Source organism: Sphingobacteriales bacterium (genome assembly GCA_016711285.1).
Classification (GTDB): domain Bacteria; phylum Bacteroidota; class Bacteroidia; order Chitinophagales; family UBA2359; genus JADJTG01.
Map to the genome: position 1 here is coordinate 685,527 of JADJTG010000013.1, position 20,073 is coordinate 705,599.

General features: G+C 43.5%; 16 protein-coding genes. 9 read left to right on the forward strand and 7 right to left on the reverse strand.

What is annotated here, in order from left to right; translation table 11 throughout:
- Positions 1–3: 3 nt before the first annotated feature.
- The 3 genes from menD to IPL35_12440 form a co-directional block, all read right to left on the reverse strand.
- The gene (gene menD / locus IPL35_12430; GenBank protein MBK8444162.1) at positions 4–1,722 is read right to left on the reverse strand and encodes a 2-succinyl-5-enolpyruvyl-6-hydroxy-3-cyclohexene-1-carboxylic-acid synthase; all 1,719 of its coding nucleotides are present in this window, start codon (positions 1,720–1,722) and stop codon (positions 4–6) included.
- Positions 1,723–1,797: 75 nt separating this feature from the next.
- Positions 1,798–2,856 carry a hypothetical protein gene (locus IPL35_12435; GenBank protein ID MBK8444163.1) on the reverse strand — a complete coding sequence of 353 codons (1,059 nt, stop codon included), beginning with the start codon at positions 2,854–2,856 and terminating at the stop codon, positions 1,798–1,800.
- 284 nt (positions 2,857–3,140) lie between these two features.
- Positions 3,141–5,072, reverse strand: coding sequence for an AAA family ATPase (locus IPL35_12440; protein MBK8444164.1), 1,932 nt, complete (start codon positions 5,070–5,072; stop codon positions 3,141–3,143).
- A gap of 56 nt (positions 5,073–5,128) precedes the next feature.
- On the opposite strand from IPL35_12440, the gene IPL35_12445 reads away from it, so the two are divergent.
- The 4 genes from IPL35_12445 (at position 5,129) to IPL35_12460 (ending at position 9,039) form a co-directional block, all read left to right on the forward strand.
- Positions 5,129–5,614, forward strand: a complete 486-nt coding sequence (locus IPL35_12445; GenBank protein ID MBK8444165.1) for a hypothetical protein — start codon at positions 5,129–5,131, stop codon at positions 5,612–5,614.
- 234 nt (positions 5,615–5,848) lie between these two features.
- Positions 5,849–6,862: a tRNA dihydrouridine synthase DusB gene (gene dusB, locus IPL35_12450; GenBank protein ID MBK8444166.1), complete on the forward strand. Its 1,014-nt coding sequence runs from the start codon at positions 5,849–5,851 to the stop codon at positions 6,860–6,862.
- 97 nt (positions 6,863–6,959) lie between these two features.
- Positions 6,960–8,168, forward strand: a complete 1,209-nt coding sequence (locus tag IPL35_12455) for a hypothetical protein (GenBank protein ID MBK8444167.1) — start codon at positions 6,960–6,962, stop codon at positions 8,166–8,168.
- Positions 8,149–9,039, forward strand: coding sequence for a Bpu10I family restriction endonuclease (locus tag IPL35_12460; GenBank protein ID MBK8444168.1), 891 nt, complete (start codon positions 8,149–8,151; stop codon positions 9,037–9,039). The genes IPL35_12455 and IPL35_12460 overlap by 20 nt, the downstream gene beginning before the upstream one ends.
- 440 nt (positions 9,040–9,479) lie before the next feature.
- Here the strand turns inward: IPL35_12460 and IPL35_12465 are convergent, their stop codons facing one another.
- A complete protein-coding gene (locus IPL35_12465; GenBank protein ID MBK8444169.1) occupies positions 9,480–9,635 on the reverse strand; it encodes a hypothetical protein in 156 nt (51 codons plus the stop codon).
- On the opposite strand from IPL35_12465, the gene IPL35_12470 reads away from it, so the two are divergent.
- The 3 genes from IPL35_12470 (at position 9,630) to IPL35_12480 (ending at position 13,801) form a co-directional block, all read left to right on the forward strand.
- The gene (locus IPL35_12470; protein MBK8444170.1) at positions 9,630–12,221 is read left to right on the forward strand and encodes a gliding motility-associated C-terminal domain-containing protein; all 2,592 of its coding nucleotides are present in this window, start codon (positions 9,630–9,632) and stop codon (positions 12,219–12,221) included. The two genes, IPL35_12465 and IPL35_12470, sit on opposite strands and share 6 nt — an antisense overlap.
- A gap of 155 nt (positions 12,222–12,376) precedes the next feature.
- The gene (locus tag IPL35_12475; GenBank protein ID MBK8444171.1) at positions 12,377–12,772 is read left to right on the forward strand and encodes a T9SS type A sorting domain-containing protein; all 396 of its coding nucleotides are present in this window, start codon (positions 12,377–12,379) and stop codon (positions 12,770–12,772) included.
- 171 nt (positions 12,773–12,943) lie between these two features.
- Positions 12,944–13,801: a nucleoside phosphorylase gene (locus IPL35_12480; GenBank protein ID MBK8444172.1), complete on the forward strand. Its 858-nt coding sequence runs from the start codon at positions 12,944–12,946 to the stop codon at positions 13,799–13,801.
- A gap of 69 nt (positions 13,802–13,870) precedes the next feature.
- On the opposite strand, the gene IPL35_12485 is transcribed toward IPL35_12480, so the two are convergent.
- Entirely contained in the window at positions 13,871–14,368 is a 498-nt protein-coding gene (locus tag IPL35_12485) for a hypothetical protein (protein MBK8444173.1), read from the reverse strand.
- Positions 14,369–14,512: 144 nt separating this feature from the next.
- The gene (locus tag IPL35_12490; GenBank protein ID MBK8444174.1) at positions 14,513–15,415 is read right to left on the reverse strand and encodes a methionyl-tRNA formyltransferase; all 903 of its coding nucleotides are present in this window, start codon (positions 15,413–15,415) and stop codon (positions 14,513–14,515) included.
- A gap of 193 nt (positions 15,416–15,608) precedes the next feature.
- Here IPL35_12490 and IPL35_12495 point away from each other — a divergent pair, with 193 nt between their 5' ends.
- Both IPL35_12495 and IPL35_12500 read left to right on the forward strand, forming a co-directional pair.
- Positions 15,609–16,976 carry a hypothetical protein gene (locus tag IPL35_12495; protein ID MBK8444175.1) on the forward strand — a complete coding sequence of 456 codons (1,368 nt, stop codon included), beginning with the start codon at positions 15,609–15,611 and terminating at the stop codon, positions 16,974–16,976.
- Positions 16,977–17,030: 54 nt separating this feature from the next.
- On the forward strand, positions 17,031–18,719 hold the full coding sequence (locus IPL35_12500; protein MBK8444176.1) for a hypothetical protein: 1,689 nt from the start codon (positions 17,031–17,033) through the stop codon (positions 18,717–18,719).
- 56 nt (positions 18,720–18,775) lie between these two features.
- Here IPL35_12500 and IPL35_12505 read toward each other — a convergent pair whose 3' ends face one another.
- The gene (locus tag IPL35_12505) at positions 18,776–20,017 is read right to left on the reverse strand and encodes a thioredoxin family protein (GenBank protein MBK8444177.1); all 1,242 of its coding nucleotides are present in this window, start codon (positions 20,015–20,017) and stop codon (positions 18,776–18,778) included.
- Positions 20,018–20,073: the final 56 nt, after the last annotated feature.

The following is a 20,073-nucleotide window of genomic DNA, read 5'->3' on the forward strand; positions in this document are numbered from 1 at the left end:
TTTTTACTGAAAACAGCGAAAATAATTGCGCAATACTTCAGCACTCAATGCTTTATCACTTTTTATTTCCAAAATTTTTGCCCTGTCGGATTTTCCAAAAAACGAAGGCAAAGCCTGCTTTAATTGTTTTTCGTTGCTGCAAGCGGCATATTCCAAATGATACAACTGCGCCAAAGGTTCGGCATTGAGGTGGTGGGGCGTGTCAAAATAGCGTTGTAATTCGGTGGGCGGCAATTGGTCGGGACCCGGAATAATACGAAAAATACTGCCGCCGCCGTTATTGATGAGGATAATGCGCAAATTGGGTGATAATTCCTCGTTCCAAAGGGCGTTGCTGTCGTAAAAAAAAGCCAAATCTCCGGTTATCAGCACGGTGAGCCGCGCTTGCGTATCAGCAATGGCAGCCCCTGCCGCCGTAGAAGTAGTGCCATCAATACCGCCCACGCCGCGATTGCCGTAAGCGATTTGCCGACCCCGCAATCCGAAAATATTGGAATAGCGCACCGGCGTACTGTTGCCGAGTTGGAGCAGCGCATTTTTGGGCAGGTATTGCCACAAAACATCAAAAATTTTCAAATCACAAAAAGGGATTTGTTTTAAATATTGCTGCTGCCGGAGGCGGTGGCGATGGTTGATATGCTGAAAAAAATGATAATAGGGCTGTGCGGCATCAGTGCGGGAAATTTTTTTAGAGCCTTCTAATATAAAAGAAAAAAACGCCTGTGGCGGCACTGCCACAATTTGTGTGAGCAACTGAAAAGTATCGTGATGGGCGGCGTTTTCGTGGAGCAGGATATGGTGTTTGGGGGGGTGCTTGCGCAAAAACTGTTTTATTTTTTTAGATACAATCATTCCGCCGAAAGATACCAACAAATCGGGCTGCAAATATTGTTGTTGCTGCTCATTGCAGCCATCAATGAGGCGGTCGGTATTGCTAAAAAAAGCATCATCATTCAAATTGGAAGTGCTTTCGCAGAGCAGCACCATATCTTCGCGGCGTTGCAGGGTGCGTAATAATCTGAGCAGGCGGGCATCGGGCGGCAGCAGTCCGGCGAGGAGCATTTTTTTTGGGCTGTTGTGCCACAAATCCCACAAATAAGCGTGCTGCGGAAAGCGCAACACCCGCTCGCCGCCCTCCAAATCAATGCGTTTGGGGATATAATTATCGGTGGAGGTGTCGGTTTCGTCATACAGCGGCTCGCGCAAAGGCACATTGATATGCACCGGTGCCGCCGTAGGATACAGCGACACATTGAGTGCTTCATTGACCAGGCGGCAGGCATACCACAAATCATCGGCTTGCGGGGGAGAGTGGTGGGGCAGCTGAAAACTTTTTCTTATATAGTTGGCATATACTCCCACTTGGCGAATACTCTGCATATCGGCTTGGTCTATCCACTCCGCAGGTCGGTCGGCGGTAAGCACGAGCAAAGGCACTTCCTGATAGAAGGCTTCGGCGAGGGCTGGCGCATAATTGAGGGTGGCAGTGCCGGAGGTGCAAATGAGTGCGACAGGTTGGCGGGTTTGCTGTGCGATACCCAAGGCATAAAAAGCGGCGCAGCGTTCATCAACGATGACGTGGCACTGAATGTGCGGGTGGCGGTGAAAAGCCATCACTAAGGGGGCGCAGCGCGAGCCGGGCGAAAACACCGCGTGCCGCATACCTTTGTCGGCGCAAATGTCGGCTAAATAGCGCACATAGCGATGGTCGGTGTTTTTCATTGGAAATGTTTTGTATAAAGTAAGCGGGGGCAAAAATAAAATGGTTGTTGGTTTTCTATCTGTCCTTTAAAATTACTAAATATTACAATTCAACCTCTTTGCTTTTGATTCCATAAAGCCATTCTCCTTTGCCCATTGTTTTAGCAGTTCAACTCTTGTTTTTGTTTTTTCGTCATTTGTCTCTTGCCCTAACGATTTTAAAAGCAATTCTCTATTTTTTAACCATTTGGTAAAACCTTCTCCTTCTATTACTATTTTTTCCGAATTGATTATTTGCTCTTCAACTTGTTTTTCTGTCATATCTGGAAATGCACTTACTTCCTTAATTCTTTCCTGTGTTGCTTTGTCCGCTTGTGCTATAGCTTCTATGTCTGCTAAACAATTAGATGGTAAGATGGTTGCTATTCTATCAATCTGGTATTCTTCCAGATTTCCAAAACTTGGAATATCAATTCCGAATTTTTTACTGTAGTCAAACCTAATTACAGAAATCGGATATTTTAATAAATGCAGCATGCTAACTAAAGAAATTATTTCAGCATAAGTATCCAGCCATTTTAGAATTAATTTCGGCTCAAATAGCTGTGAATTACTCTTGAACATTCCCATTTTGTTGGAATATTTTGCCCCTTTTGTATGAACATAATTGTGAAGATAACCAAGGTTTTTATGGACTGTTTCTAAATCGTGTTTTTCGTTAAATAATCGAATATTGTCATTTTGTTTTAGAATTTTCCAAATTATCTTTGCATATGGTGTGTCCGCTTCTTTCACGTCTTTGGATTGTAACCATTCTTTTACAGCATTATGTCCATCGTCATTAATGTTGAAGTAAACAGATAACATTCCTAATTCTAAGCCACTTCTAAGTGAAACAAAAGCTTGTTTGTAAAGACCAAAGCATATTTGATTGAATGATACTTGAAGTTCTTCCCAAGAGTCGATAAATGGGAAATAGTGTCCAGACCAAAGGTTTTCAAGATTTTGAGGGATTATCATTCCAACTGTATGATAAATCCATCCTAATTCTTCAACACGTTTTTTAATTTCGGGGTTTTCCTCAAAATATTTTTCGGTCTGTCGATAAACCTCAATGCTTTTGTCTGGTTCGTATATGTATGTCCAAAATTTCATTATCAGTTGTCGGTATTTTTAGAATGAGGCATACCACCCGAAAAAGGTTTTCAGGTTTTCGGTATTATTTCTTTCCATAAAGATTTATCGCGCCTATGGCATTCCATTTTTAAATATAAGATTTTTTAAACGCTCTGAATCAAATTTATTTCTGTTTAGTTTGATGATAAATTCATCTTTAGTTTTTTCTATTATCATAATTTTTGCTTTTTATTCGCTATGAAGTTAAAAATAATCTTTTTGATAATAAGTTTGCTTTTTTTTGCAAAAAATAGTCGCTGCTACTACCCCCCCATATACTCCCAAGCTGAAGTGTAGCTGTTGTTTTGCTGAACATAGTCGAGGAGCTGCTCGTAAAAGTCGTGTTGGGCGAGGGTGGCACTATCGCCGATAATGACTAATTTTTTGCGGGCGCGGGTCATTGCTACGTTCATACGGCGATAATCTTTCAAAAACCCGATGTCTTGTTTTTCATTGCTTCGCACCAAAGAAATATAAATAATGTCGCGCTCCTGCCCCTGAAAAGAATCAATGGTATTGATGTTGATGTGGGGGGCGAGTTGCTGTTGTTGGAGGTAATCGTTGAGCATATTTTGTAAATAAACGACCTGCGCTTTGTAGGGCGAAACGATACCAATGGAAGGGAAAGGCAAGTCTGGGTTGATGTGTTGGAGCAGTTGCTCTAAGTGCTTCCACAAGAGGGCGGCTTCTTCGGGGTTGTAGAGGCTGCTGTTTTGGGCGTTTTCTTTTTCTTCGAAGCCGCAGCCTGCCGTATCAATGAACTCCACAGGCTGGTTTTTTCCGTTGAGCAGGGGCAGTTGCCACGTTTTTACCCACTCGTGCGCTTGGAGGCGGTTGTTGTAAAAATAGCGGTTCGGGAAAGCCATAATCTGTTCGTTCATACGGTATTGAACATCGAGCAAGCTCACTTTGGGCAGACGGAGGAGGGCTTTTTCCATGAGGGTTTTGCTCAATCCTTTGCGCTCGGCATCAAAACTTTTTACGGTAGGAGGCAGTTGAAAAGGGTCGCCGGCAAAGAGTACTTTGTGGGCTTTGGCGATGGGAATCCATGTAGCGGGTTCGAGGGCTTGGGAGGCTTCGTCAATAACGACCCAATCAAAACGCTTGCCCATGAGATAGCGGTCGGCGGCTCCCACCAAAGTAGCGCACACCACCGAGGCATTGTCCAAAATACGATTGATGAGATAATGCTCAATGAGTGCCACCTGATTGGTGAGGTCGCGGGCTTCGGTATAGAGGCGGCGGCGTTCTTCGCGCTCTGCCACGCCGAAGTTGCGCTTAAATTTTCCGGCACGGCGGCGGTAATCATCGGCTTGCAGCTTCATGCGTTTTATTTCTTTGGCATCGGGCAGGGCATACAAAATGCCTTCGAGGGTATGCGTTACAATTTCTTCGTCCAAGCGCGAAATATTGCCGATACGCACTGCATTTAAGCCTTCGTGGAGTAGGCGCGTGAGCAATAAATCAACGGCACTATTGCTGGGCGCACAGGCGAGTACGCGCTGCCCCGAGTCGGCGAGGGTTTTGATGATTTGTACCAAAGTGGTAGTTTTTCCGGTGCCGGGGGGACCGTGAATGAGGGCTACATCTTCGGCTTCGAGCACCTGCTGCAAGGCAGCCTGCTGCGAGTCGTTGAGGTGGGGTGGAAGCAGGGGCAGTGTTGCCACCTCCGAAAAAACAATATTTTGCTTGCCTAACAGCATCTCGCGCAGTTCGGCTAAACGATTGCGCTCGGCGGCGGCTACGAGTTGGAGGGCTTTTTCCATTTCGCGGTAGCTGCGCTCATCAAACAACAAATCAACACCCAATTTTCCTTCATCTATCCATTCGGGCAGTTCGGGGGTGTTGAGAAATATTTTCATACGTTTGTCGGTGACGTAGTTGATAACGCCCTTGGCGGTGGGATTTTCTACGCCGGCGGCTTGTGTGAAGAAGCTCACTAATTTTCCGGCAGAAAATTGATGAGGTTTGTCGGTATCGCGGGTGCGCTCAATCACCACAAAGGGGGTGTCGCCGATGCCGTAGCCACTGTCTTTGAGTTCGCTCGGAAACCACGCTGTTCCTTTGCGCTGCCGCTCGGCAACAGATTGTTTAATGATATATTGATTATATTGTTGAATATCCTCCTGTTTTTCGGTTTGAAGGAGTTGTTGCAGATAAGCGATAGCCTCTTGTGCGGGGGTAATGCTGGGCATGGGGGCTTTTTGGCTGCAAAGGTAGGGTTTTAAAATGATGTAAGCGATGATATACTTTGTTGGGTTGTTCGGCACGGCGGCGTTGGGGAGCGTTCCAGCCGAGTTGGGGAGCGTTCCAGCCGAGTTGGGGAGCGTTCCAGCCGAGTTGGGGAGCGTTCCAGCCGAATTGGGGAGCGTTCCAGCCGAGTTGGGGAGCGTTCCAGAGTGTTCCAGCCGAGTTGGGGAGTGTTCCAGCCGAGTTGGGGAGTGTTCCAGCCGAGTTGGGGCGTGTTCCAGCCGAGTTGGGGAGTGTTCCAGCCGAGTTGGGGCGTGTTCCAGCCGAGTTGGGGCGTGTTCCAGCCGAGTTGGGGCGTGTTCCAGCCGAGTTGGGGCGTGTTCCAGCCGAGTTGGGGCGTGTTTCAGCCGAGTTGGGGAGCGTTCCAGCCGAGTTGGGGAGCGTTCCAGCCGAATTGGGGCGTGTTCCAGCCGAGTTGGGGAGACTTCTATTAAAACTTTGTCAAAGTTCGAACTTTGACAAAGTTGAGCAGCCGAATTGGGGCTGAGTGGAGTTGTCTCGTATAAGAGTGCAAAATAAACAGTGTCATTTAGAGCTTTATTTAGCAAATTCGGCGGTATCTTCAATCCAAATTCCTGTTTTTTGTATATACACACCTTGTTTTAGACTCAAATAAAAAAGGTGTAGTAGAGATTTACAAATCCCTACAAGAGGATTAGCCTTTGGAAAGGAGGAAAGGAGGAAACTTATTATTTTTTGATGTAATTTTGCACCTTCGCGTATGGTAAAAATAGCAAATATTGAATTGGGCGAGTTTCCGCTCCTTTTAGCCCCGATGGAAGATGTGAGCGACCCGCCATTCAGGGTTTTGTGCAAAAGTTTCGGGGCTGATTTGATGTACACCGAATTTATTTCGGCAGAAGGCTTAATGCGCGATGCCCACAAAAGCGTACAAAAGCTCGATATTTATCCCGAAGAACGCCCCATTGGAATACAACTGTTCGGCGGAGAAATGGAAGCGATGTGCCGCAGTGCCGAAATTGTAGAAGCAGCCCAACCCGATTTGCTCGACATCAACTACGGCTGCCCCGTAAAAAAAGTGGTGTGCAAAGATGCTGGTGCAGGCATTTTGCGCGATATTGACAAAATGGTTCGCCTCACCGAGCAAGTGGTAAAAGCCACCCGATTGCCCGTAACCGTAAAAACACGATTGGGCTGGGACGACGACAGCAAAAATGTGGTAGAAGTAGCTGAACGGCTGCAAGATATAGGCATACAAGCCATTTCTATACACGGGCGCACCAGAGCGCAAATGTACAAAGGCACTGCCGACTGGACACTCATCGGCGAAATAAAAAACAACCCGCGTATGCACATTCCCGTTTTTGGAAACGGCGATGTGGATAGCCCCGAAAAAGCACTCGCTATGCGCCGGCAATACGGCGTAGATGGCATCATGATAGGAAGAGCCGCCATCGGCTACCCTTGGATTTTTCGCGAAATAAAACATTTTCTTGCCACCGGACAGCACCTGCCGCCGCCCACTGCCGCCGAGCGCGTAGCCGCCGTCCGTCAGCACCTCCTCCGCTCCATCGAATGGAAAGGGAGCACTTTGGGGATTTTGGAAATGCGCCAACACTACGGCAATTATTTTCGCGGTTTTGAAAACATAAAACCCTACCGCAGCCGTTTGGTAGCCACTATGCAAGCCGATGAATTATTGAGTATTTTGGACGAAATAGAACACACTTACAGCAACAGCCCTTCATTTCATAGTACGACAATATTAGAGTAATATGTTATGCTATGGAACACCGCAATGCGACAAGACAGTTTGTAACTTTTGACATTAAACAACCAATAATGGACTTCAAAATATTAACTTTAGCACTATGAAATTATCGCAGGACAAACTTGATGTATTAACAAAAAAACGGTCTAACCTATTCAATTGGCGTGGACAGTTTACACCTGAGTTTGTTGAATATATCTTACAGGCATTTACCAAAAAGGGGGACTTTGTTCTTGACCCTTTTTCAGGTAGCGGGACAGTTTTGCAAGAAGCGGCACGACTTGACTTAAAAGCGACAGGAATTGAAATAAACCCAGCCGCTTATGCAATGAGTAAATTTTTCACTTTTTGCAATCTTCCCTATCAGGACAGACACGACTACTGCAATAGATTTGAATTAAAACTAAACATTCATCTTTCAAATCTAAAAGGACAAAAAGTTTACAGCGACAATTCAGATTATAGATTGGCTTATGCCAATCTCTTAAATTTCGCTGAAAAGTTTAGTAATACTTTGATAGACAAACAAGAGCGTGTGCTTCTGTTAAACTTGCTTTTTCAATCTGAAAAGGATAAAGGACTAACTCTAAAAGATTCACTCAATAAATCTTTTCAGTATGTGAAGAACGCAATTTTAGGGCTGCCTTTTACCGAACAACCAATAAATGCTTTATTAAAGGATTCGAGAAGTGCAGGAGATGAAATAAAAAACGAAGTTGATTTAATTTTGACTTCACCTCCATACATCAATGTTTTCAATTATCATCAAAACTTTCGTGCCATTGTAGAAACTTTTCACTTTGACATTCTAAAAGTTGCACATAGTGAATTTGGTTCAAATAGAAAAAATCGTGGCAATAGATTTAAGACAGTTATCCAGTATTGCCTTGATATGGAATTAGCAATCAGAAGTTTTTGGACTGCATTAAAACCGAATGCAAAACTAATTATGATATTGGGACGAGAATCTAATGTGAGAAGCACTCCATTTTACAATGGTCAGCTAATCATTGAAATTCTTGAACAGTCAGAAGGTTTCAGCGACATCAAAACTCTTGAAAGACAATTCACGAACAAATTTGGTATCAGTATCAAAGAAGATATTATTATAGCTACAAAACACAATGAACTTTCAAACGATTTTAATGCAAGGTCAATTGCTTTAAAACATTTAGAATATAGTCTAAAAACAACACAAAATGGAGTTCAGGCTGATATTTCAGAAGCTATTTTGAATATTTCAGAGGTAAATCCTTCGCCTCTTTTTAATCCTAAACACATTATTTTAAATGAGCAGTACACCGCATAAAGAAAAACTTTTAGCAGCTATCACTAACCCCAAATCAAATGGAGATGTAGATATTTTAAAGGAAGCATTAGTAGCTTATGAAACTTGGATTAGTAAGACAAATACCTTGACTTCATTGGGAGAAACCCGAATTATTGAGATGACCTCATTGCTAAATGAGTACAAAGATTATTTGGAAGTTGACTTAATTGCTGCAAAGGGTTCGGACTTTTTAAAAAGGCAAAAAGGACAGTTAAAATTGGATAACAGTATAATGGAAGAATTTTTAATCCATTTAGTTAGCCCCAAGATTTTAAACAATTTGCCTACTTTTGAATTAGAAACTGGGCCACAAACGGCTTTTATGTCTTTGGCTTTTAGACCATCAAGCATAAATACCTTAAATCAAAAACCCGAAGTAATTCTTAAAGTGAAAGACCAAGATTTTACAATTGGCAAAGCTATTTATTATAAATTTTCATCTGATTCTGAATTCACAAATCCTAAAACAGTTGAAGGTAAATTTTATTTAGCAGTTTTAGCAGCAGAATGCAAAATCAATTATGACAAGACAATGTTTCAAGAATGTGCAGGAACTGCATCACGGCTAAAACAGGGTTGCCCAATCGCAAAATATTACGCCCTTGTTGAGTATTTAGATATGCAACCCGAAGATACACGATTGACAGAGATAGACAATGTTTTTCTTCTTCGTAAAGCAAAGCGTTTACCATTTGAAAAACGAAGTTTATTAGCAGAAGTAAAGACTCAACATAGAGACTTTCCTATTTCAGCAGAAGTCATTGGTAAATTCACTCACGAGATACAAAAATTCGTTGATGCTACTTGGTACAACCCTGATGAAGCATTACAAAGGGGTTCATTCGTCTAAAAAAAACCTTAACGATGGACAAAGAAGCACAGCACATAACAGCGGTTTGGCGTAATGGCGGGTGCAATGCTTCGTATGACAGTTTTGTGATAAGTTCAAGTGCAGTTCTTCTATTGAATTTTTGTGCTAAAAACCTGCCACTACGCCAAGCGCGGCAAACCGTAATAAAAACTAAGTAGTTGAGCCTCTATTTAGTTGTTATTATTTTTATCAAAATTTTACTATCAAAATGTTGATTTTTTCAGTTAGTTAAATCCTTTAGTTTTCAATTAAATAAATCGTAAATAAATGTGTGTTGGCACTTATTGACAAATACTTTGTTTTTTTCTTGTGTAAATAATTAAATATTGGGTTCAACGTTTTTAGTTTTTATCTGCTCTATCTTTTAAGTGTGCATATTTTTATATTTTTATGTGATGAAAAAATAATTCGGTTTTAGTCTATATACTGTGTATGCTTGCGGGCAATAAAGCGTATGCCACCCAAACCGTGCGGGCGAAATCACTTATCGCCATGCTCCCACCGCCACCGAGCAATTCCGCTTCGAATTTAGTGTTATCACCTACACCCGCATCGACGACCCCATCAGTGTGCAAGCCGACCGCGACACTTTGGAAATATTTTGGGGCGATGGCAGCAGCGAAAAAATATGGCGCACTAATGGACCTTCGGGTCCCGACGGCGTACCCTCCGGCGAAGTATTCGACGACAACGAAACCAAAAAAAACATCTACAAAGGCATACACGTTTATCCGGGAGCTTTTCCTTTTTATGTCGTTTCGGTACTCGACCCCAACCGCATTTCCAACATTGTCAATATCAACTTCGGCGAGTCGGTCAATATTCCTTTTTACATAGAAGACACGCTTTTTTTACCCAACCCCCAATTTTACGGCTACAATAATTCGCCCATTCTTTATCAGCCGCCCATTGACCATGGCGCAGTAGGCGAAATTTTTATCCACAATCCCAATGCTTGGGATATAGACGGCGACAGCCTCTATTTTGAATTTATCGTACCCAAACAAGCCACCGCACAGGAAGTACCTGCCTATCGCTATTTAGATGAAGTAATGGCAGGGGCAGATAATGTGGTTACTTTAGACCCCCACACCGGCGAACTGATATGGAACACGCCCCAGCAAACAGGTATTTACAATATCGCTATCCTTATCCGCGAGTACCGAAGCGGGGAGCAAATAGGAACGATGGTGCGCGATATGCAGATTTTCATTGACGAAACCACCAACCGCCCGCCCGAAATCGCCGCCGTGCGCGATACTTGTATTTTTTTGGGCGAGCAACTCACGCTGCAAGTGAGTGCCACCGACCCCAACATTCCCCTGCAACCTCTACATCTCACCGCTTATGGCGGTCCTTTGGAATTAGATATTAGTCCGGCTACTTTTACGGCAAACAACGGTTCGGGAATGGCGAGCGGCACTTTTCAATGGCAAACGGTATGCGCACACGTTTTCAGTTCCAACTATACGGTAGTTTTCAAAGCACAGGACGATTTTATCAATAATCTCGGGCAAAGTATTCATTTGGTGGATTTGGAGACGTGGCAAATCAATGTAGTAGCTCCGCCGCCTTATAATTTAACCACCCAATTAATCGGAAACGGCGTACAAATAAACTGGGAGCAACCTTATGTATGCCAAACCTCCGAAAAATTTTATGGTTTTTCCGTTTGGCGCAAAGAGGGCTGCGACAGCACAGTATATGACCGTTGCCAACAAGGTATGAGTGCCGATGACGGCTATATTTTGCTGGCGGAAAATATCAATCAATACACCTATACCGACAATACCGCTAAACCCGGATTTAGTTACACTTATCGCATAGTGGCACATTTTTCTGACGTAAGTACCGCCGGAAACTATCCACTGAACACCGCCCAAAGCGTACCTTCGGCGGGTGTATGCGTGGAGTTGCCGCAAAATATTCCCCTGATGACACAGGTGAGCGTTATCAATACCGATGTCGCCAACGGCGTAATCGCTGTAACGTGGACAAAACCCGATGCCATCGCCTTAGATACTTTGGTCAATACACCGCCTTATACTTACGAACTACTCCGTGCCGACGGTATCGGCGGAAATAATTTTGTACCAATAACCTCTTTTACCGCCAACACCTATTCCGCCGCCAACGACACCACCTATACCGACACCGCCCTCAATACCGAAGGGCAAGCCTATACCTATCGCATCAATTTTTATGTATCGGGCAGTTTTCTGCTCGGCAGCAGCGAAATTGCCTCATCGGTACGCTTGGAAATAGCCCCCACCGACAATCAAAATAACCTCACATGGCAGGCAGAAGTGCCTTGGCAAAACTACGAATATGTGATATACCGCAGCACCGATGGCCTCGCCTACGACTCCATCGCTACTACAATCATTCCCGCTTATGAAGACCGCCCCTTGACCAACGGAAAATCCTATTGCTATTATATTGAAGCAAAAGGCAGCTATTTCAACAGTGCGGTAGCTGCACCGCTACTCAACAACTCGCAGCGTACCTGTGCTACACCCATTGACAATGTGCCGCCTTGCGCCCCCACCCTCGCAGTGAGCAACGATTGCGACAGCCTCAGTCAGGGCGAACCCGTAAGCGATACTTTTAATCAAAATCGTTTAGATTGGGCGATAAATGACGCAAGCTGTTGGGAAGATATATCGGGCTACATCATTTATACCGCCCCTACTGCCGTCTCGCCTTACATTGTATTGGATACTTTAGAAGGCATTTCGGTGAGCGATTATGTGCATACCGTCGCCAATTCGCTGGCAGTTTGCTATTATGTAGCAGCCTACGATTCGGCATACAACGTAAGCAACAGCAACATTGTGTGCAAAGACGCTTGTTTGGAATACGAACTCCCCAACACATTCACACCCAACGGCGATGGCGACAACGAATTATTTGTGCCGCGCCGCAGCGTTTTTGTGAGCAGCATTGACCTTAAAATATACAATCGCTGGGGAAATTTGGTATTTGAAACCTCCGACCCCGCCATCAACTGGAACGGCACCGACCAACAAAGCGGCAAAGAATTAGCCGAAGGTGTGTATTTTTATGTATGCGATGTATTGGCGTTGAACAGCATTTCGGGAGAAAGCACCATAGAAAAGCAACTTTCCGGTTATATTGAATTGCTGCGCGGGAAAGATTAAAAGCTTTTAAAAAAACTTCTTCCATCTCAACAACAAAAAACGATACAGGTATTTTTTTAATAAAATATTTTTAACCCTAAAAAATGGGGGAAATCATATTTTCTTTTTTTAAAAAAAACTTAACTTAGTTGTATAGAAAAACCCTTCAGATACTTATGAGAAAAAAAATATATCACCTGATAATCATCTGTGCAGGAATATTGGCACAGCACAGCACACACGCACAATGTATTGCTACGGCTTCTATTAATGTAGCGATAGAAAATTGTACGGGCATAAAAGAAGCAGACCATATAAATTTACACATTTCGCCCAACCCGAGCAGCGATTGGATAACGATAAACGGACAGTGTAAAAGCAACAACAAGGAATTGTATATAGAAATACGCAACACTTTGGGTCAGGTAATACACCAACAGCCGGCGGCAATAAACGGTGCTGCTTTCTCCGAACAACTTTTTATACAAAATTATCAGGCGGGTGTGTATTGGATAGTGCTGCGCAATGCCGCAAATAACGATATGCGAGCCTATCCTTTTGTGAAACGATAACAACAAAGAAAACACAGCCTTTGTATTAGAGCAAAAACCTAAAACATGAACCCATTTTTATTATTGTACAATAAAAATATCATTGTACCTTTGCAGGTCATTTAATTTTTTCACACAATCGTAACAACCGTTTGAAGCGAAACAAAAACAGCGGTTGTTTTTTTATTTTTTATGCAATCCGGTATTTTATCCAGCGAATTGGTACTCAATGCTGACGGCAGTATTTACCATCTTTCCCTTCGTCCCGAAGAAATCGCCGACACCGTTATTTTAGTTGGCGACCCCGACCGCGTAGCTATGGTATCGGCGCATTTTGACCGCATTGATGTACAACGCCAACACCGCGAATTTGTCACACATACAGGAGAACTCAACGGCAAACGCCTGACTGTAATTTCCACCGGTATCGGCACAGATAATATTGATATTGTAATCAATGAATTAGATGCCCTCGTCAATATTGATTTACAAACACGTCTGCCCAAAAACACGCATACCTCTTTGCAGTTTATACGCATCGGCACATCGGGAGCTTTGCAGCCGGATATTCCGGCAGACAGTTTTTTAGCTTCGCAGGCAGGCATCGGTTTAGATGGTCTGATGCTTTTTTACCAAATGTCTTACAATTCTGAAACAAGTACCTACCTAAACGAATTAGGAAAAAAACTGCCTTTGCAACCTTATATGGCTTGGGGCGATGAGGTTTTGTTGGAACAAATGGCAAGAGATGATTTTTATAGAGGCATTACGCTCACTTGCGGTGGTTTTTATGCTCCGCAAGGCAGACAATTGCGCCTTCCGGTTCGTTTTGCAGGTCTGCTGGATTTTTTCCAAGAGCAAAGTTTTAAGGGTGCGCGTTTTACCAATTTTGAAATGGAAACTGCCGGCATTTACGCACTTGCCCAATTATTAGGGCATCGCGCCCTGTCGCTCAACGCCATTTTAGCCAACCGCCCTTCGGGAACTTTTACCAAAGACGGCAAAGCCTTAGTGCAACGCCTCATCAAAACGACTTTGGAGCGTTTTTGACGACCGACAGCAAAGAATAATAGATAATGTAAAAAGAGATTTTTGTGCCTTTAGCGGCGGCGGCATATTTTATTCTTTGCCGCTCAGGGTATTTTTTGCATCATCAACACCCTGATACAACACGCGCAAGGACTCCACAATGCGCACTTTGCCTTTATCTTTTTCGCGCAGGCATTTGTCTATCACCTGACTTTTGCGATGATAACTTTTGAGTGTTTCACGATGAAAGGCTTCGCGGTCGCTGGCTTGAAGGCGGTCGAGTTTGCCATTAGAAAAGCGATTAAACATATCTTTTGCTACCGGCTCTACAATACACTCGCACACCACCGCATCGCGTTCATTGACACAATGGCGTTGCTGTAAATCTACCAAATCGTGTTTTTCAAATACTTGCTCCACACCCGGATAAAACACATCGCTGGGGCGGTCGTTGGATACGAGCATATAAATAAAAAGCACAACCATTATTACCAAACCGGTTTGCATAAATGATTTAGCCATACGCGACAAAAATACTATCGCAATAATAAAACTGGCTAAATATGCCAAAAAACTAGTGCTATCCATAAGTATATCCGTATCAGTATCAAATAAATAATAATATCACGAAAATAATATAAAAAACTATGCCAATGTGATAAAAAATTAATTTTATATTGCTGAAGCCTAAAAAGATATTAAAAGTACGAAACATCGGGCGAAGGCGAAAAGCTATGAAACATTGCGCCACCCGCGCAACAACTCGGCGGCAGACATGCGGCGTTTGCCTTCTAATTGCACCTCGCCGCACACAAAAAAACCATCATTACAGGCAAAAAGCAATTCGCCGTTTTGCAGCACCGCTTCGCCCGCCGCCAAAGTATGCCGTTGAAGCAGCACAGTACCCGACAATATTTTGAGGCGTTGCCCCTGCAACCAAGTATATGCCGCCGGATAAGGCGACAAGCCCCGCACAAAATTATACACCTGTTCGCAGGGTTGCTGCCACTGAATTTCGCAATGTTCTTTAAAAATTTTGGGTGCTTTTTTTAAATGTTCTTCTGCTATGTGGGCTTGTTCTGTTTGCGGATAATTGCCGCTTTCAATCGCCAACACCGTTTTGAGCAACAAAGCCGCCCCTTTCTGCATCAGCATATCGTGCAAGGCACCGGCGGTAGTATCGTGCGCAAGCGGCACACTTTCCTGAAAAATTATTTTTCCTTTATCAATTTCCTGCTCTATAAAAAAAGTAGTTACACCGCTTTCGCGCTCGCCGTTGATAACAGCCCAATTGATGGGAGCAGCTCCGCGATATTGAGGCAGCAAAGAAGCGTGCAGATTGATAGTGCCCAAATGCGGCATCGTGAACACCGCTGCCGGCAGCATACGAAACGCCACCACCACAAACAAATCGGCATTGAAAGCGCGAAGTTGTTCTAAAAATGTTGTATCGCGCAGTTTTTCAGGTTGCAGCACCGGAATATGGTGCGCCACGGCACATTGTTTTACGGGCGACATTTGAAGCTGATGCCCCCGTCCGGCGGCTTTGTCGGCAACCGTAACCACTGCACAGACTTCGCAGCCGGCAGCTAATAAAGTTTGTAGCGGCAACACAGCAAATTCGGGTGTGCCCATGTAAATGATTTTCATTATCGTATTGGCGGAGCGTATCAGAAATTAAATATATCGGACAAAAATAAGCCAATAAAGCGAGATTTTTAGTGCGTCACCGACACTTTGAGAGTGCAGACAGGGCGTTTCAAGACACAAATAAGGATAATTTTTGCGGCATTGGCAAAATATTTTTAATTTGGCACTTACAAAGCTCATGTACGCGATAATTGATATAGAAACCACCGGCGGCAGTTACAAATACGGAAAAATCACCGAGATTGCCATATTTATTCACAATGGGGAAAAAGTTGTGGATAAATTTGAAAGTTTGGTCAATCCCGAAATCCCCATTCCCGATTATGTAGCCAAACTCACCGGCATCAACGACAAAATGGTCGCCACTGCGCCCAAATTTTACGAAATAGCCCGCGAAATCGTGCATTTGCTCGACAACCGCACCTTTGTTGCCCACAATGCCCACTTTGATTATTCCTTCGTCAAGCAGGAATTTAAGTCGTTAGGCTACGAATTTCGCAAAAAACGCCTCTGTACCGTACAACTTGCGCGTAAAATTATGCCCGGCTATCCTTCTTACAGTTTGGGCGATATATGCAAATCCCTGCACCTGCCCATCAGCGAACGCCACCGCGCTGCCGGAGATGCTGCCGCCACCGTCTTGTTGTTTGAAAAACTCCTGCATCACGACCGTGAAGGCATCATCAACGAACACCTGCGCAATGTAGTCCATACCTCACCTTTGGCACGACATCTCAGCTCGCAACACATTGACATACTGCCTGAAGAAACCGGAATTTTTTATTTTCATGATACACAAGGTACGGTGATATATTTGGAAAAAGCCAATGACATTCACGCCCGCGTGGTGCATTTACTTTCCGAAACGCCCCACGAAAGCCGCAAAGGAGCAGCTTTTTCGCATATCGGCGACATCAGTTTTGAAGTATGCGGCAGCGAACTCATCGCCGAATTGCGCGAGCAGGAAGAATTGGAAAAATTGCAGCCCGCTTTTAATAAAATCAATGAACGCTCTAAACAATACGGCGTATTTATACACGATTATAACGGCTATGTGCAATTGGTGGTACAAAAAATAAAAGCACACGATATACATGCTCCGCTGACCGTTTTTGAAAACCAACGTCAAGCCGAAAACTGGCTCAAACGCCGCGTGGACAATGACGGCTGCTGTGCGGTGCTGTGCGGCTTTCCACAGCACACCCCTTGTTCCTATCACCGCCACGAAGATTGCAGCACTTCCATCAGTTTGGCGCAAGATGTAAATTATTATAATCAAAAAATAAAAAACGTGCTGCGCAAATACCAATATCCACATCAAAATTTCTTTATACGCGGCGAAGGGAGAGAAAACAGCGAATTTTCTTTGATTTGCATACAGAACAATGTCCTCAAAGGATACGGCTATTTTTCAAAAGACGACAGTATAGGCAACAACGATATTTTGGAACAACTCCAACCCTATCGTGGCGATACGCTCACCGCCGAAAAAATTATCCGGCAATTTTTAAAAAAACACAGTACCGCCAAATTATACCGCTTTTAATTAATCTGAATTTTTTACCTTTTTTTTACCCAGCATCAAAATTCTATTTTTCGTATGAGATTTTTTACTGCCTTGTTAAAAAGTATTGCTGCTTGCTGTATCTTCATTTCGGCACAGGCACAATGGTCGGGCGATGTGCAAATAGCTGCCCGTTTTTTTGATACCGACACTGCCCGCAACGCCGCCAACACACCTTTTTACGATTGGGCAAAAACCGGCTCAGAAACGTGGTTCGGACTTAACTATCACAACAGCGAACAACACTTTGAAGCAGGTGTTCGTTTTGATGCTTTCCACAACAGTTCGGTATTTAGCGGCGGTATGGTTCAAAACAACGGTATAGGTATCGGCTCTTTTTATGTACGCAAAAAAATAGAACGCCTGAAAATAGCCGCCGGTTATATTTACGAGCAATTCGGCAGCGGCAGCACATTGCGTGCATTTGAAAACAGGGGCTTGGGCTTGGATAATGCTTTGGTAGGCGTAGAAGCACAATACGAATTGCGCTCCAATATTGTAGTAAAAGCCATTGCGGGAAAAATGAAAAACATGCGCACCTTTGTCAATGAAAGCGACAAAAACGCATTTATTTATACTTATCCTTCTTTTGTGAAGGGAATGAGTGCGGAAGGTTATTTTTTATTAGGTAAAAATAAAGACATTAGTGTTACGCCCATTTTGTCGGTGGTCAATCGTACACTTACGCCCAACGCCATGACCTCCATCGCCGACGAAATCAATAATCAGCCATTGGCAACACGCTTTGTACCCAAATACAACGGTTTTGTATATTCGCTTTACAACACCGTTAATTACAAAAATCTGTCGTTTACGATGGAATATGCCGGAAAAACCGCCGATGTGATGCGTGACGGCAAAGCACTTTACAACGATGCCGGAGAAGTGGTAGGTTTAAAAACCGATCTCATTCAGCCCGAAGGACGCTTGTTGTTTGGGAGTGTGGCTTACTCTCGCAAAGGATTCGGCATTACTTTTTCTGCCCGCGATTTAGACCATTTTGCTTTTCGCACCTCGCCGTTTGAATATTTGAATGATGGCATCATCAACTTTTTGCCGCCGCTTGCCAAACAAAATTCTCTGCGTTTGCCTGCCCGCTATCAAGCCAATGCGCAGCCTTTGGACGAAACCGCCTTTCAGGGCGATATTACAGTAAGTCCCAAAAAAGGTTTGACTTTTACGGCAAATGCCAGTTATGTGTTCAATGATGATGATAAATTATTTCAGGAAATATACATAGACAGCGAAATAAAACTCAAAGGAAAATCGTGGAAAATGTTGTGTGGTTTTAATATGGTAGATTACAACCGACAAATTTATGAGCAGAAAGGAAAATGGGTAAATACGCTCACCCCTTTTGTGGAATATACCTATAAATTCACAAAAAAATACTCTTTGCGCACCGAGTTGCAATATATGCTCACCGAGCGCGACCGCAAACTATTCGGCTCAGACGACCCCGCCGAAAAACAGGATTTAGGCGACTGGCTCTACGGATTAGCAGAGTTTAACATTGCTCCGAAATATTCGCTTTCGGTATCAGATATGTACAATTTCAACAGCAAACTACACTACTACGATATTTCTGCTTTTTATACCCAAAAAACTTTCCGCTTTTTTATCGGCTACGCCAAACAAGTGCAAGGAATTATTTGTACGGGCGGTGTGTGCCGTTTTGAACCCGCATTCAGCGGTGTAAAAACAGGTCTTACTGCCACTTTTTAAAAGTCGGTTCACAAAATACCTCCAGTTTTTATTGCCGCTTTTTTTTGCAAGCGACCTTATATTTTACGGTTGATTTCGTTGAGCAAAGTCTGCAATTCGTAATCGTTGCGCTGTAGGGAGAATGCTTTTTTTGCCCAGCGATACGCCTGTGTAAGTGCGTATTTATCATTGCTGTTGTCGGCAACAAAGCGGGCGGCATTTTTCAAAATATCGGCTTGTGGGCGTTTGGATTTTTTAAAATATTCGTTGGCAGCTTTGACATATAATTTCACATCGTTCATTTCCTGATAATACAACATTTTCAATTCTGTTGCCACTTCTTTTTTGTCTTTCAGCTTTGATTTTTTAGCCAAACGCAAACATTTTTCGAAGTTGTCGGGCTGTTGGTTGGCGGCGGCACGTTGTACGCCCAATCGCAATGCGTTTTTGATGCGGGTATCAATATGGAGACTGCCATAGTGCGGCTCAAACCATTCGTGATACTGAATCAGCAATTCGGTAGCCCGTGAAGGTGCATCTTCCGAAAAAGCATAGATAAAATTCATTACTTGCGCACTGTGCAATTTGCTTTTGGATTTGCCTATTTTTTTCAGATAAGCATCTGCTACAAAAGTGTCAAATTCTCCTTTTTCTTTTAGTTGGTAGGCTAAGGTGTGCAACTCGCTGAGTTGGCGTTGTTCTATGCTATTGGCTTGCGATGCGGCGGCATTTACCTGTTTAGAAGAGGGTGCAGCAGCATTTGCTTCGGGATAGTGTTTTTGTGAAGAAGAAGAAGAAGGAGCAGAAGAATAAACAATGTCGTCCTCTCCTCCGGCAGCCCACATATCGCCAAGGGGCGGCATCGGCGGATTTCCCGCTGCCTGCTTGCCCATTTGCAAAAACGACTGTGTACTCAAATCTCCGGTTTCGCGCAATACGATATTGCCCGAAGTATCAAAGAAAAACAATTCGGGCAAATACTGAACCTGATGTTCTTGTTTGAAAATTTCGCCTTCAATACTGTCAAAATTGAGTTTATAATTTACAAAATAATGATTGTAAAAAGCAGCAATTTCAGGGTTGGAAAACACATTTTGTTCCAAAAATTTGCAAGGCATACACCAAGTGGCGTATATTTCTACAAAAAGTATTTTACCCTCGCGGCGGGCTTGTTGTTGGGCTTCCTGCAAAGTTCCGCTGGCAAAAACTATATTTTTTATTGGCTCGGCAGTAGGCAGAGTTGCAGCAGCAACTACAGAAAATAAAGAAGTGTATATCAATACACTTACAGAAAAAATGGTAAAAAAAATAGTGTTCATTTGGCGGCGATGTTATTTTTCTTCTTGCGTATCTAAGACTATGCCAAAATATTTCT

Coding starts and splice junctions, on each gene's coding strand:
- IPL35_12485 (MBK8444173.1), bottom strand. CDS start 14,368: ATGGATAGCACTAGTTTTTTGGCATATTTAGCCAGTTTTATTATTGCG.
- IPL35_12500 (MBK8444176.1), top strand. CDS start 17,031: ATGAGATTTTTTACTGCCTTGTTAAAAAGTATTGCTGCTTGCTGTATC.
- IPL35_12435 (MBK8444163.1), bottom strand. CDS start 2,856: ATGAAATTTTGGACATACATATACGAACCAGACAAAAGCATTGAGGTT.
- menD (MBK8444162.1), bottom strand. CDS start 1,722: ATGAAAAACACCGACCATCGCTATGTGCGCTATTTAGCCGACATTTGC.
- IPL35_12475 (MBK8444171.1), top strand. CDS start 12,377: ATGAGAAAAAAAATATATCACCTGATAATCATCTGTGCAGGAATATTG.
- IPL35_12440 (MBK8444164.1), bottom strand. CDS start 5,072: ATGCCCAGCATTACCCCCGCACAAGAGGCTATCGCTTATCTGCAACAA.
- IPL35_12455 (MBK8444167.1), top strand. CDS start 6,960: ATGAAATTATCGCAGGACAAACTTGATGTATTAACAAAAAAACGGTCT.
- IPL35_12505 (MBK8444177.1), bottom strand. CDS start 20,017: ATGAACACTATTTTTTTTACCATTTTTTCTGTAAGTGTATTGATATAC.
- IPL35_12480 (MBK8444172.1), top strand. CDS start 12,944: ATGCAATCCGGTATTTTATCCAGCGAATTGGTACTCAATGCTGACGGC.
- IPL35_12490 (MBK8444174.1), bottom strand. CDS start 15,415: ATGGGCACACCCGAATTTGCTGTGTTGCCGCTACAAACTTTATTAGCT.
- dusB (MBK8444166.1), top strand. CDS start 5,849: ATGGTAAAAATAGCAAATATTGAATTGGGCGAGTTTCCGCTCCTTTTA.
- IPL35_12460 (MBK8444168.1), top strand. CDS start 8,149: ATGAGCAGTACACCGCATAAAGAAAAACTTTTAGCAGCTATCACTAAC.
- IPL35_12495 (MBK8444175.1), top strand. CDS start 15,609: ATGTACGCGATAATTGATATAGAAACCACCGGCGGCAGTTACAAATAC.